This window comes from Streptomyces sp. NPDC055962 (assembly GCF_042270185.1).
GTDB lineage: Bacteria > Actinomycetota > Actinomycetes > Streptomycetales > Streptomycetaceae > Streptomyces.
In genome coordinates, this window is the sequence record NZ_JBHJYN010000005.1 from 172,608 (window position 1) to 186,051 (window position 13,444).

9 protein-coding genes are annotated in these 13,444 nt (G+C 69.8%); 3 read left to right on the plus strand and 6 right to left on the minus strand.

Going from position 1 to position 13,444, the window contains the following annotated elements:
• Nucleotides 1-88 precede the first annotated feature (88 nt).
• The 4 genes from ACFC51_RS16920 to ACFC51_RS16935 form a co-directional block, all read right to left on the minus strand.
• Nucleotides 89-1,699: an FAD-dependent oxidoreductase gene (locus ACFC51_RS16920; RefSeq protein ID WP_376529387.1), complete on the minus strand. Its 1,611-nt coding sequence runs from the start codon at nt 1,697-1,699 to the stop codon at nt 89-91.
• Between the two features lie 12 nt (nt 1,700-1,711).
• Complete coding sequence (glpK, locus tag ACFC51_RS16925; RefSeq protein WP_376369660.1) at nt 1,712-3,241, minus strand: glycerol kinase GlpK; 1,530 nt, start codon at nt 3,239-3,241, stop codon at nt 1,712-1,714.
• 40 nt (nt 3,242-3,281) lie between these two features.
• Nucleotides 3,282-4,073, minus strand: coding sequence for an MIP/aquaporin family protein (locus ACFC51_RS16930; RefSeq protein WP_376369659.1), 792 nt, complete (start codon nt 4,071-4,073; stop codon nt 3,282-3,284).
• A 265-nt stretch (nt 4,074-4,338) separates the two neighbouring features.
• Nucleotides 4,339-5,103 carry an IclR family transcriptional regulator gene (locus ACFC51_RS16935; RefSeq protein ID WP_376369657.1) on the minus strand — a complete coding sequence of 255 codons (765 nt, stop codon included), beginning with the start codon at nt 5,101-5,103 and terminating at the stop codon, nt 4,339-4,341.
• A 241-nt stretch (nt 5,104-5,344) separates the two neighbouring features.
• Between ACFC51_RS16935 and metH the strand changes: the two genes are divergently transcribed.
• From metH to ACFC51_RS16950, 3 genes are all read left to right on the plus strand, one after another.
• Nucleotides 5,345-8,857 carry a methionine synthase gene (gene metH / locus ACFC51_RS16940; RefSeq protein ID WP_376529390.1) on the plus strand — a complete coding sequence of 1,171 codons (3,513 nt, stop codon included), beginning with the start codon at nt 5,345-5,347 and terminating at the stop codon, nt 8,855-8,857.
• Nucleotides 8,858-8,997: 140 nt separating this feature from the next.
• Complete coding sequence (locus tag ACFC51_RS16945; protein WP_376369653.1) at nt 8,998-9,696, plus strand: HAD family hydrolase; 699 nt, start codon at nt 8,998-9,000, stop codon at nt 9,694-9,696.
• Between the two features lie 382 nt (nt 9,697-10,078).
• The gene (locus ACFC51_RS16950; RefSeq protein ID WP_376369651.1) at nt 10,079-11,671 is read left to right on the plus strand and encodes an ABC transporter substrate-binding protein; all 1,593 of its coding nucleotides are present in this window, start codon (nt 10,079-10,081) and stop codon (nt 11,669-11,671) included.
• Between the two features lie 84 nt (nt 11,672-11,755).
• On the opposite strand, the gene ACFC51_RS16955 is transcribed toward ACFC51_RS16950, so the two are convergent.
• Together ACFC51_RS16955 and ACFC51_RS16960 are read right to left on the minus strand one after the other, a co-directional pair.
• Nucleotides 11,756-12,427: a response regulator gene (locus ACFC51_RS16955; protein ID WP_376369650.1), complete on the minus strand. Its 672-nt coding sequence runs from the start codon at nt 12,425-12,427 to the stop codon at nt 11,756-11,758.
• A 10-nt stretch (nt 12,428-12,437) separates the two neighbouring features.
• Nucleotides 12,438-13,283 (minus strand): RecB family exonuclease, encoded by an 846-nt coding sequence (locus tag ACFC51_RS16960; RefSeq protein ID WP_376369742.1) that lies wholly within the window; start codon nt 13,281-13,283, stop codon nt 12,438-12,440.
• Nucleotides 13,284-13,444 lie beyond the last annotated feature (161 nt).

The window sequence follows — 13,444 nt, forward strand, 5'->3', positions numbered from 1 at the left end:
CCCCATGGGGAGGTGAAGGAGGGCACACGGCCCGGGGGCGGCCTCCCGTGTCCGGAAGACCGCCCCCGCGCGTGCGTCCTGCCCGCGGTCAGCGCCCGTCGGCCAGCATGGACTCGACCCTGCCCCGGATGTCGTCCGTGGCCAGGCCCCGGATCGTCAGGGTCGTACGGCGGCGCAACACGTCGTCCGCCGTCTCGGCCCACTCGCGGTCGCGTGCGTACGCCACCTGCGCCCAGATCTCCGGGGCGTCGGGGTGGACGCGCTCGGCCAGCGCGGGGTTCTCGTTCGCCAGCCGCGCGATGTCGAAGGAGAGCGAGCCGTAGTGGGTGGCGAGGTGCCGGGCCGTGTCGGCGGACATCCGCGGACCCGGCGCGCCGCCGTCGACCAGCAGCCGGTGTGCCACCGCGTTCGGGTTGGCGATCCCGGGGAGCGGCATCTTCCTGGGCAGCCGTGCCATCGGCTCCATGTCCTCGGCGAGGGGGTGGCCGGGAAGTTCGGCCAGCTTGTTCATCACCGTACGGCCGATGTGACGGAACGTCGTCCACTTGCCGCCCGCGACGGACAGCATCCCGCCGCGTCCCTCGGTCACGACCGTCTCGCGCTTGGCCTTGGACGTGTCACCCGGGCCGCCGGGCAGCACCCGGAGTCCCGCGAAGGAGTACGTGATCAGATCACGGGACAGCTGCTGGTCCCGTACGGAGAAGGCGGCCTCGTCGAGGATCTGCGCCGTGTCCTTCTCGGTGACCGCGACGTCGGCCGGGTCGCCCTCGTACTCCTCGTCGGTGGTGCCGAGCAGCAGCATGTCCTCCCACGGCAGGGCGAACGTGATCCGGTACTTGTCGATCGGGGTCGCCAGCGCCGCCTTCCACGGGCGGGTCCGCCTGAGGACCAGGTGCGCGCCCTTGGACAGGCGTATGGAAGGCGCCGCGTTCGGGTCCTCCAGCTTGCGCAGGTGGTCGACCCACGGGCCGGTGGCGTTCAGCACGAGGCGGGCGTCGACGCCGAACTCCGTACCGTCCTGACGGTCCTCCAGCTCGGCGCCGGTGACCCGGCCCCTGGTGAACCGCAGCCCGGTCACCGCCGCGTGGTTGAGGACGACGGCGCCGGCGTCGACGGCCGCGCGGACCGTCATCAGTGCCATCCGCGCGTCGTTCATCTGGTCGTCGCCGTAGACCGCGACGGCCTTCAGGTTGTCGGTGCGCAGCTCGGGCACATCGCGCTGCGCCCGTGCCGGGCTGATCACATGGCCGACGCCGTCGCCGAAGGCGGACAGCGCCGAGTAGGCGAAGACGCCCGCGCCGAGCTTGGCGGCGCCGTGCGGGCCGCCCTTGTAGACGGGCAGGTAGAAGGTGAGCGGGCTGGCCAGGTGCGGGGCGACCTGGCGGGAGACCGCGCGGCGTTCGAAGTGGTTCTCCGCGACCAGCTTCACCGCGCCGGTCTGGAGGTAGCGCAGACCGCCGTGGAGCAGCTTGGAGGAGGCGGAGGAGGTGGCGCCGGCGAAGTCGCCGGCGTCCACCAGGGCCACCCGCAGCCCGGACTGCGCGGCATGCCAGGCGGTGGAGATGCCCAGGATGCCGCCGCCGATCACCAGGAGGTCGTACGTCGCCTTGGAAAGCTGCTCCCGGGTCTCGGCACGGCTCGGGAGGGAGCCGGAGGCCGGATGCGTCCCGAGGGCGGGGACGCTCTGCAGGGTGGTCATGTCGATTGCTCCTCAGCTCTCGTCGTCGTCGATCCAGCCCATGGTCCGTTCGACGGCCTTGAGCCAGCTCTTGTACTCGCGGTCACGGGTGGCCGCGTCCATGCGGGGGGTCCACTCGGCGGCTCGGCGCCAGTTGGCGCGCAGCGCGTCGGTGTCCGGCCAGAAGCCGACGGCGAGGCCGGCGGCGTAGGCCGCGCCGAGGCAGGTCGTCTCGGCGACCATCGGACGCACCACGGGCGCGTCCAGGAAGTCGGAGAGCGTCTGCATCAGCAGGTTGTTGGAGGTCATTCCGCCGTCGACCTTGAGCGCGGTCAGCTCGACGCCGGAGTCCTTGGTCATGGCGTCGCTGATCTCGCGGGTCTGCCAGGCGGTCGCCTCGAGCACGGCACGGGCGATGTGCGCCTTGGTGACGTACCGGGTGAGGCCGGCGATGACACCACGGGCGTCGGGACGCCAGTACGGGGCGAACAGACCGGAGAACGCGGGGACGAAGTAGGCCCCGCCGTTGTCCTCGACGGAGGAGGCGAGGGTCTCGATCTCGGCCGCGGACTTGATCAGGCCCATCTGGTCGCGCATCCACTGGACGAGCGAGCCGGTGACGGCGATGGACCCCTCCAGCGCGTACACCGCCTTCTGGTCGCCGATCCGGTAGCCGACCGTCGTCAGCAGCCCGTTGTACGAGTTGACGGGGGTCTCGCCGGTGTTGATCAGCATGAAGGTGCCGGTGCCGTACGTGGACTTCGCCTCGCCCTGGGCGAAACACGTCTGGCCGAACAGTGCGGCCTGCTGGTCGCCCAGCGCGGAGGCCACCGGGACACCGTCGAGCACGCCGCCCTTGGCGGTGCCGTAGACCTCGGCGGAGGACCGGATCTCCGGCAGCAGTGCGGAGGGGATGTCGATGGAACTGAGGATCTTCTCGTCCCACTGCATCGTGTGCAGGTTCATCAGGAGGGTGCGCGAGGCGTTGGTGACGTCGGTGACGTGGACGCCGCCGTCGGTGCCGCCGGTCAGATTCCAGATGACCCAGGAGTCCATGGTGCCGAAGAGGATGTCGCCCCGCTCGGCGCGCTCGCGCAGGCCCTCCACGTTGTCGAGGAGCCAGCGGACCTTCGGGCCGGCGAAGTACGAGGCGAGGGGCAGCCCGGTCTCGCGGCGGAAGCGGTCCTGGCCGACGTTGCGGCCGAGCTCCTTGCAGAGGGCGTCGGTGCGGGTGTCCTGCCAGACGAGGGCGTTGTACACCGGCTCACCGGTGTTCTTGTCCCACAGCAGGGTGGTCTCGCGCTGGTTGGTGATACCGATCGCCTTGACGTCGGCGGCGGTGATGCCTGCCTTGACGATCGCCCCGGCCACGACCTCCTGGACGTTCTCCCAGATCTCCTTGGCGTCGTGCTCGACCCAGCCCGGCTTGGGGAAGATCTGCTCGTGCTCCTTCTGGTCGACGGAGACGATCCGGCCGTCCTTGTCGAAGACGATGCAGCGGCTGGAGGTGGTGCCCTGGTCGATGGCCGCGATGAACGGGCCGGTGGTGTGTGCGTCGGTCACGGTTGGCTCCCGGAAGTCTGTGTGGTGTGGAGGGTGCGGCTCAGGCGAAGGCGAGGTTGTAGAGCCCGCCGGCCAGTGCGGCCCCGATGAGCGGTCCTACCACCGGTACCCAGGCGTAGCCCCAGTCCGACCCGCCCTTGTTCGGCAGAGGCAGAAGGGCGTGCACGATCCTCGGGCCGAGGTCGCGCACCGGGTTGATCGCGTAACCGGTCGGGCCGCCGAGCGACAGACCGATCCCCACGACCACCAGCGAGGTGATCAGGGCACCCAGGGCGCCGAGGCCGTTGCCCTCGTCGTTGAGGCCCTGGGTGAGGATCGCCAGGACCAGCACGAAGGTGGCGATGACCTCCGTGACGACGTTCTGCACCGCGTTCCGGATCTCCGGACCGGTGGTGAAGATGCCGAGCACGGGGCCGGCCTTCGGGGCCGATGTCTGGTCCACCAGGCCTTCCTCGGCCGGCTGGTCCTTCACGATCTCGGGATCGGTGAGGTGCGCGTGGAACTGTCCGTAGTAGACGGCCCAGACGAGCACGGCACCGATCATCGCTCCGAGCAGCTCGGAGGCGAGGTACAGAGGGACATCGCTCCACGCGGTGCCGCCCTGGATCGCGAGGCCGATCGTGACCGCGGGGTTGAGGTGCGCTCCGGACACGCCGGAGGCTATGTAGGCGCCCGTCAGCACGGCGAAGCCCCACCCGAAGGTGATGGCCAGCCAGCCGGCGTTCTGCGCCTTGGAGCGCTTGAGCGTGACGGCGGCACAGACACCGCCGCCGAGCAGGATGAGTATGGCGGTACCGATGGTCTCGCCGATGAAGATGTCGGAGCTGGACACCCGCGACTCCTTTGTCCTTCGTCCAGGGGAAGGCGAAACACCGGGTCCCTCCGGTGGATCGCGCCCGAGGTGGGTACCCGTGAGGAGCGGGGCACGTCACCTGTGCAGGGCTTGACCGGCCCTCGGCACTGTCACACCCTAACGCGTATTGCCGTTAGGTGTTCGGCAATGCCGACCGGTGAGCGGCAATGTTTCTCCCTGAAGGGGGGTGCGTCAAGAGGTGTGTGACACGCGACTCGATCGTTACGACGTCGCGGGAGCAGGCTCAGAAGCGCCCGGCGCCCAGATCCCGGGAGACGGCACGGGCGCAGTCCCGTACGGCGGCGACGAGCTCCGGCCGCAGCTCGCCGCCGGCGCAGACGCGCTCCACGGCGCCCGTCACGGCCACGGCGCCGACCGGCATCCTGCGCCGGTCGTGGACGGGGGCGGCGACCGCCGCCACGCCCTCCCAGGTCTCCTCGACGTCGGCGGCCCAGCCCTGCGCCCGGATCAGGTCGAGCAGCGACTCGAACTCCTCCTCGTCCGTCACGGTGCGCGGGGTGAAGGAGCGTCGCTCCACCTCGGTGGCCTCGCTGTGGGCGACGGGGTCGTAGGCGGCGAGAACCTTGCCGAGGGCCGTGGAGTGCAGCGGCTGCATGGCGCCGACCTCGAGCACCTGGCGGCTGTCGTCGGGGCGGAAGACGTGGTGGACGATCAGGACGCCGTGCTGGTGGAGCACGCCCAGGTGGACGCTCTCGCCGCTGGAGCGGGCCAGGTCGTCCGTCCACACCAGTGCCCGGGCCCGCAGTTCGTGCACGTCGAGATAGCTGTTGCCCAGGCGCAGCAGCTCGGCGCCGAGCTGGTAGCGGCCGGACGCGGTGTCCTGCTCGACGAAGCCCTCGTGCTGGAGGGTGCGCAGAATGCCGTGCGCGGTACCTTTGGCCAGACCCAGCGACGACGAGATGTCGGACAGTCCGAGCCGGCGCTCGCCGCCGGCCAGGAGACGCAGCATCGCGGCTGCCCGCTCGAGCGACTGGATGTTCTTCGCCATCGCGCCGTACTCCTCCACCTCGGTTCGACAATGCTGAACACTATCGGTCGATGCCGACCTCTGTCCGGTGGCGCGCACATTATGCGTCACCGCGCGAGCGGGGCCTGTTCCCCGCACAGCATGCAGTCCGCCCCGTGGGACGCGATGACCGGCCCGGGCGCCTCCCGGCTACGCTGGCCGCGTGCCCCTCTCCGCAGAAGGGCGCAAAGCCGACAGCCGTCGCATCCCAGGGAGAACATCCATGGCCTCGTCGCCGACCCCCTCAGCTGACAGCCGGAACCGAGCCGCAGCGCTCCGTGAGGCGCTCGCCACCCGGGTGGTGGTGGCCGACGGCGCGATGGGCACCATGCTCCAGGCCCAGGACCCCACCCTCGAGGACTTCGAGAACCTCGAAGGCTGCAACGAGATCCTGAACGTCACCCGTCCCGACATCGTCCGGTCGGTGCACGAGGAGTACTTCGCGGTCGGTGTGGACTGTGTCGAGACCAACACGTTCGGCGCGAACCACTCGGCGGCCAACGAGTACGAGATCGCTGACCGGATCGTCGAACTGTCCGAGTCCGGTGCCCGCATCGCTCGTGAGGTCGCCGACGAGTTCACCGCGAAGGACGGCCGCCAGCGCTGGGTCCTCGGCTCCATCGGTCCCGGCACCAAACTGCCCTCGCTCGGGCACGTCGCGTACGACGTGCTGCGGGACGGCTACCAGCAGAACGCGGAGGGGCTGCTCGCCGGCGGCGCGGACGCCCTGATCGTGGAGACCACGCAGGACCTGCTGCAGACCAAGTCCAGCCTCATCGGCGCGCGCCGGGCCATGGAGGCCCTGGGCGTCGACGTGCCGCTGATCTGCTCGCTCGCCTTCGAGACGACCGGCGTCATGCTGCTCGGATCCGAGATCGGCGCCGCGCTGACCGCCCTGGAACCGCTGGGCATCGACCTGATCGGGCTGAACTGCTCGACGGGCCCGGACGAGATGAGCGAGCACCTGCGCTATCTGGCCCAGCACTCGCGCACACCGCTGATGTGCATGCCGAACGCGGGCCTGCCCGTGCTGACCAAGGACGGCGCACACTTCCCGCTCGGCCCGGAGGGTCTGGCGGACGCCCAGGAGACCTTCGTCACCGACTACGGTCTCTCCTTGATCGGCGGCTGCTGCGGGACGACTCCCGAGCACCTGCGCCAGGTCGTCGAGCGGGCCCGCGCGCTGACTCCCGCGGTCCGCGACCCGCGCCCCGAGCCCGGCGCCGCCTCGCTCTACCAGACCGTGCCCTTCCGCCAGGACGCCTCGTACCTCGCCATCGGCGAGCGGACGAACGCCAACGGGTCCAAGAAGTTCCGCGAGGCCATGCTGGAGGCCCGCTGGGACGACTGCGTGGAAATGGCCCGCGACCAGATCCGCGAAGGCGCGCACCTGCTCGACCTCTGCGTCGACTACGTCGGCCGCGACGGTGTCGCCGACATGAAGGAGCTGGCCGGACGGTTCGCCACGGCCTCCACCCTGCCGATCGTGCTGGACTCCACCGAGCTGCCCGTGCTGCGAGCCGGTCTGGAGATGCTCGGCGGGCGCGCGGTCCTGAACTCGGTGAACTACGAGGACGGCGACGGACCCGAGTCGCGCTTCGTGAAGGTGACGCAGCTGGCCGCCGAGCACGGTGCCGCACTGATCGCCCTGACCATCGACGAGGAGGGCCAGGCCCGTACCGCCGAGCACAAGGTCGCCATCGCGGAGCGGCTCATCGAGGACCTCACCGGCAACTGGGGGATCAGCGAGTCGGACATCCTCATCGACTGCCTCACCTTCACCATCTGTACGGGTCAGGAGGAGTCCCGCAAGGACGGCATCGCCACCATCGAGGCCATTCGCGAGCTGAAGAATCGCCACCCGGACGTCCAGACGACGCTGGGCCTCTCGAACATCTCCTTCGGCCTCAACCCGGCTGCCCGCGTGGTACTCAACTCCGTCTTCCTCGACGAGTGCGTTAAGGCCGGTCTGGACTCCGCGATCGTGCACGCCTCGAAGATCCTTCCGATCGCCCGCCTGGACGAGGAGCAGGTCAAGGTCGCCCACGACCTGATCCACGACCGCCGGGCCGACGGCTACGACCCCCTCCAGCGGCTCATGGAGCTGTTCGAGGGCGTCAACATGAAGTCGATGAAGGAGGGCAAGGCCGAGGAACTCCTCGCGCTGCCGCTCGACGAGCGCCTGCAGCGCCGGATCATCGACGGCGAGAAGAAGGGGCTGGAGGCCGACCTCGACGAGGCCCTGCAGACCCGTCCCGCACTCGACATCGTCAACGACACCCTGCTGGAGGGCATGAAGGTCGTCGGCGAGCTCTTCGGCTCCGGCCAGATGCAGCTGCCGTTCGTGCTCCAGTCCGCCGAGGTCATGAAGTCCGCGGTGGCTCACCTGGAGCCGCACATGGAGAAGACGGACGCCGAGGGGAAGGGCACCATCGTCCTTGCCACCGTCCGTGGCGACGTCCACGACATCGGCAAGAACCTCGTCGACATCATCCTGTCCAACAACGGCTACAACGTCGTCAACATCGGCATCAAGCAGCCCGTCTCCGCGATCCTGGAAGCCGCCGACGAGCACAAGGCCGACGTCATCGGCATGTCCGGTCTCCTGGTCAAGTCGACCGTGATCATGAAGGAGAACCTCCAGGAGCTCAACCAGCGCAAGCTGGCCGCCGAGTACCCGGTCATCCTCGGCGGTGCGGCGCTCACCCGGGCCTACGTCGAGCAGGACCTCCACGAGATCTACGAGGGTGAGGTCCGCTACGCCCGCGACGCCTTCGAGGGGCTGCGCCTGATGGATGCGCTCATCGGGGTCAAGCGCGGGGTCCCCGGCGTCGTCCTCCCCGAGCTGAAGCAGCGCCGGGTGCCCAAGCGGGACGTCGCCGTTCCGGAGGCGGAGGAGCCCGAGGAGGGTGTGCGGTCGGACGTCTCGGTCACCAACCCGGTACCCGAGCCCCCGTTCTGGGGCACCCGGGTCGTCAAGGGCATCCAGCTCAAGGAGTACGCCTCCTGGCTGGACGAGGGTGCCCTCTTCAAGGGCCAGTGGGGTCTCAAGCAGGCCCGCGCCGGCGACGGGCCGACGTACGAGGAGCTCGTGGAGCAGGAGGGCCGCCCGCATCTGCGTGGCTGGCTCGACAAGCTCCACACGGAGAACCTGCTGGAGGCCGCCGTGGTCTACGGCTACTTCCCCTGCGTCTCCAAGGGCGACGACCTGATCCTGCTCCACGAGGACGGATCGGAGCGCACCCGCTTCACGTTCCCGCGTCAGCGGCGCGGGCGCCGTCTCTGCCTCGCGGACTTCTTCCGGCCGGAGGAGTCGGGGGAGACGGACGTGATCGGACTCCAGGTCGTCACGGTCGGTTCGAAGATCGGCGGGGCGACCGCCGAGCTCTTCGAGTCGAACTCCTACCGGGACTACCTGGAGCTGCACGGACTGTCCGTGCAGCTGGCGGAGGCGCTCGCCGAGTACTGGCACGCCCGGGTGCGCAGCGAGCTCGGTTTCGCCGGCGAGGACCCCTCCGACGTCGAGGACATGTTCGCGCTGAAGTACCGCGGGGCCCGCTTCTCCCTCGGCTACGGGGCCTGCCCCGACCTGGAGGACCGGGCGAAGATCGCCGAGCTGCTGGAGCCCGAGCGGATCGGGGTGAAGCTCTCCGAGGAGTTCCAGCTGCACCCCGAGCAGTCCACGGACGCGATCGTCATCCACCACCCCGAAGCGAAGTACTTCAACGCACGGTAGGCATCCGTTCGACGCGCGGTCATGCACCAGTCCGCGCGCCATGAGCGCACGAGTCGTAGACTGGTCGGTCCAGTGCAGGCCGGTCGCCGTTCCCACCGGGAAGGCGGCCGGCCTTCTCGTCCCTCATGGAGGTGTGCCGGATGACCAGTACGGTCCCCGCGTCCCTGACCCGCACGGCCGAAGGGTCGGCGCTGCAAGCGGTCCTTCTCGACATGGACGGCACACTGGTCGACACCGAAGGATTCTGGTGGGACGTGGAGGTCGAGGTCTTCGCCGACCTCGGTCACCGGCTCGACGAGGCATGGCGCGACGTGGTCGTCGGCGGCCCGATGACCCGGAGCGCCGGCTACCTCATCGAGGTCACGGGCGCCGGCATCGCCATCGAGGAGCTCACGGTGCTGCTCAACGACCGCTTCGAGAAGCGCATCGGGCGCGGTGTCCCGCTGATGCCGGGCGCGGCACGGCTGCTTGCCGAACTCGCCGCGCACGAGGTGCCCACCGCCCTCGTCTCCGCCTCGCACCGGCGCATCATCGACCGCGTCCTGGACTCGGTGGGGCACCACCACTTCGCGCTCACCGTGGCCGGGGACGAGGTGACGCGGACCAAGCCCCACCCCGAGCCCTACCTCGCGGCCGCGGCCGGCTTCGGGGCCGACCCCCGGCGCTGCGCGGTCATCGAGGACACCGCGACGGGGGTGGCCGCCGCGGAGGCCGCCGGGTGCCGTGTCGTCGCCGTGCCGTCCGTGGCGCCGATCGCCCCCGCGCCGGGCAGAGTGGTCGTGCCCTCGCTGGAACAGGTGGACCTGGCGTTCCTGCGCGGCCTGGTCTCGGACGAGTGACCGCCCCCACGTCCGGAGCGGTCCGCCGCTGAGGGGGTTGCGCCACCGGATACCGGGAACTCCACTCCGCACTCCGCCCGTTCCGCGTCTCCCCTCCCTGGCCGGATCAGGTCCATGTCAATGCGGGCGTCGGTCCCGTGCCGTGACGTTCGTCACTCGACGTGACGTCCGGGCGGCCCCGGGGCCCGTCCGGCTGCCCGTTCCGCGGACCCATACGTCCGGGTTCATGGATTGGTGCACGAAACATTCCTGAGGGGTACATGGACAACCCGTCATCGCTGATCACCGAGTGGATACGGGGCTGAAAGGCGCCGGTCAAGCCCTCCCGCGGCGCCTACTAACCTCGGTTTTCTCACATGCCGGACCGAGGGAGAACGTCCAGATGAACCGCAAGACGCTGGTGCTGCCGGCCGTAGTGGGCCTGCTCGCGCCCGTGCTCGCCGCCTGTGGCGGGTCGGACGACGGGGGCGATGCCATCGCGGTCGGGACGACGGACCAGTTCATCGCCTCGAAGGACAACCCGGCGCCGCTCGACCCGGCCATCGGCTACGAGGCGGGCGTGTGGAACGTGCTGCGCCAGACGGTGCAGACCCTGACGCACATACCGCGCGGCGGTGGCGAGCCGGTGCCCGAGGCCGCCAGGAGCTGCGCCTTCACCGACACGGAGAACGAGAGCTACCGCTGCACGCTGCGTGACGGGCTCACCTTCGCGGACGGCACCCCGGTCACCCCGGAGGACGTGAAGTACTCCATCCAGCGGGTCATCGACATCAAGGACGAGAGCGGCCCCGTCGGCCTGCTCGCCAACATCGACACGATCGAGACCAAGGGCGAGGATCAGGTCGTCTTCCACCTGAGCACCCCGGACGCGACCTTCCCGTACAAGCTCGCCACGCCGTCCGCCGGCATCGTCCAGAAGGACAAGTACCCGGCGAAGACCCCCCGCGAGGGCTTCCAGGTCGACGGTTCGGGGCCCTACACGATGAAGCCCGAGGTCGAGGGTGACCAGGTCGTCAAGGTGGTCTTCACCAGGAACCCGAAGTACAAGGGCGACCTGAAGATCAACAACGAGAAGGTCGAGCTGGACCTCTTCCCCGACGCGGCGGCGATGGGCAAGGCGCTCGACGACAAGAAGATCGACATGATGACGCGCACCATGTCGCCCGAGCAGGCCCAGACGATGCTCGCGGAGCCCGAGGAGGGCGTCAAGCTCACCGAGATGCCCGGCCTCGCCATCAGCTACCTCGCGTTCAACACCGAGGACCCCGTGGTCGAGGACAAGGCCGTACGCCAGGCGATCGCACAGGTCATCGACCGCGGACCCATCGCGAGCAAGGTGTACGGCAGCACGGCCGAGCCGCTCTACTCGCTGATCCCCTCGGGCATCACCAGCCACACCAACTCGTTCTTCAACAAGTACGGCGAGCCCAGCGTCGCCGGAGCCGCGGCGACCCTGGACAAGGCCGGCATCGACACCCCGGTGAAGTTCACCCTGCACTACACGACCGACCACTACGGCCCCGCCACCAAGGCCGAGTTCGAGACGCTGGCGAAGCAGCTCAACGACTCGAAGCTGTTCGACGTCGACGTCGAGGGCACCCCGTGGTCCGAGTACCGCCCCGCTCAGAAGAAGGGTGACTACGCGGTCTACGGCATGGGCTGGTTCCCGGACTTCCCCGACGCGGACAACTACACCGCGCCGTTCCTGGACAAGAACAACTTCCTCAACTCGCCGTACGAGTCGGCCGTCGCGCAGAACTCCCTCATCCCGCAGTCCCGCCGTGAGGCCGACCGCAGCGCCGCGAGCCCGGCCTTCGAGCGGCTCCAGGACATCGTTGCCAACGACGTCCCGGTCCTCCCCGTCTGGCAGGGCAAGCAGTACGTCGCCTCGCTCGACGGACTGACCGGAGTCGAGTACGCCGTCAACTCCTCGGCCGACCTCCAGCTCTGGGAGCTGGGCCGCGGCGAGTCCTGACCCGGCACCCGCGAACGGGACCGGCGCGGTCCGGGGCAGTCGGCCCCGGACCGCGCCGGTCCCGTCCGCCGTTCCCCGCCTCCGCTACTGGGCGCCGGGGCGCACCAGCCCGCTCTCGTACGCGTAGACGGCCGCCTGCACGCGGTCGCGCAGACCCAGCTTCGTCAGCACGTGGCCCACATGCGTCTTCACCGTCGTCTCGCTCACGAAGAGATCGGCCGCGATCTCCGCGTTGGACAGGCCGCGCGCCACCAGCTTCAGCACTTCGACCTCACGCTCGGTGAGGGTGTGCAGGGCGTCCGGGACGGGCTCCTCGCCCGACGGCAGGTGGTCGGCGTACTTGTCGAGCAGCCGGCGCGTGATGCTCGGCGCCAGCATCGCCTCGCCCGCGGCCACCACCCGGATGGCCTGCACCAGCTCGTCGGCCGGCGCGTCCTTCAGGAGGAAGCCGCTGGCGCCGGCACGCAGCGCCTCCACCACGTACTCGTCGAGGTCGAACGTCGTCAGGACCAGGACCTTCGCCGGTCCGTCCCGGCCGGGGCCCGTGATCTGGCGGGTCGCCTCCACCCCGTCCATCCGGGGCATCCGGATGTCCATGAGCACGACATCGGGCTGCAGCGCCCGGACCTGGTCGATGGCCTGCAGGCCGTCACCGGCCTCACCGACCACCGCGAGATCGCCTTCCGCCTCCAGGATCATCCGGAAGCCGGTGCGCAGCAGCGGCTGATCGTCGACGAGCAGGACGCGGATAGCCACGTGATCTCCTTCAAGGGCCTTCGAGGGCCACCGGTAGGCCGGCCTCGGACCGGGCCGGCTCCATTCTGCCCTGCACAGCCTCCACCGGTTCGGCCGGGCGCACGGACAGCGGATAGACCGGGGGAGTCCCGCCGAACTCCGGACAGACCGCCCGGTGGTCGCACCAGCCGCACAGTTTCGTCGGCCGGGGCCGCCACTCGCCCGTCTCGGTGGCGAGCCGGATCGCCTCCCAGAGCGCGAGCAGCTTGCGCTCCACCCGCTCGAGGTCGGCGGGGACGGGGTCGTACGTCAGTACGTCCCCGCTGCCGAGGTAGACCAGCTGGAGCCGGCGCGGCACCACGTTCTTCAGGCGCCACACCACCAGGGCGTAGAACTTCATCTGGAAGAGTGCGCCCTCGGCGTACTCCGGACGCGGCGCCTTGCCCGTCTTGTAGTCGACGATGCGGACGTCGCCCGTCGGCGCGACGTCGACACGGTCGATCACCCCGCGCAGCCGGAGCCCCGAATCCAGCTCCGTCTCGACGAACAGCTCCCGCTCGGCCGGCTCCAGACGGGTCGGGTCCTCCAGCGAGAACCACCGCTCCACCAGCCGCTCGGCCTCGCCCAGCCACCCCGCGAGCCGCTCCCCCTCGAGATCCCCGTCGAACAGCTCCGTCAGCTCGGGCTTCGACGCGAGCAGCCGGTCCCACTGGCCGGGGACGAGGGCCTTCGCCCTGGGCGCCGTACGGTCCGCCGCGGGGGCGTCGAACAGCCGCTCCAGCACCGCATGCACCAGCGTGCCCCGGGTAGCCGCCTCACTGGGCTTCTCGGGCAGCTTGTCGATGACCCGGAAGCGGTACAACAGAGGGCACTGCATGAAATCGTTCGCGCGCGAGGGCGACAGGGACGAAGGTGGCTGAGGCGGGCGCGGTACGGACGTCATGCCGAAGACCCTACGGCCCGCCACCGACACCCAGCGGCATACCATCGACGACAGAGCTCGCGCACAGCATGATCGTGGCAGAGGCCACCGACCGG

What these genes read in the sequence shown, in the direction of transcription:
- ACFC51_RS16920 (WP_376529387.1), bottom strand. Translation starts at nt 1,699, where the DNA reads ATGACCACCCTGCAGAGCGTCCCCGCCCTCGGGACGCATCCGGCCTCC.
- ACFC51_RS16935 (WP_376369657.1), bottom strand. Translation starts at nt 5,103, where the DNA reads ATGGCGAAGAACATCCAGTCGCTCGAGCGGGCAGCCGCGATGCTGCGT.
- metH (WP_376529390.1), top strand. Translation starts at nt 5,345, where the DNA reads ATGGCCTCGTCGCCGACCCCCTCAGCTGACAGCCGGAACCGAGCCGCA.
- ACFC51_RS16945 (WP_376369653.1), top strand. Translation starts at nt 8,998, where the DNA reads ATGACCAGTACGGTCCCCGCGTCCCTGACCCGCACGGCCGAAGGGTCG.
- ACFC51_RS16950 (WP_376369651.1), top strand. Translation starts at nt 10,079, where the DNA reads ATGAACCGCAAGACGCTGGTGCTGCCGGCCGTAGTGGGCCTGCTCGCG.
- ACFC51_RS16960 (WP_376369742.1), bottom strand. Translation starts at nt 13,283, where the DNA reads ATGCAGTGCCCTCTGTTGTACCGCTTCCGGGTCATCGACAAGCTGCCC.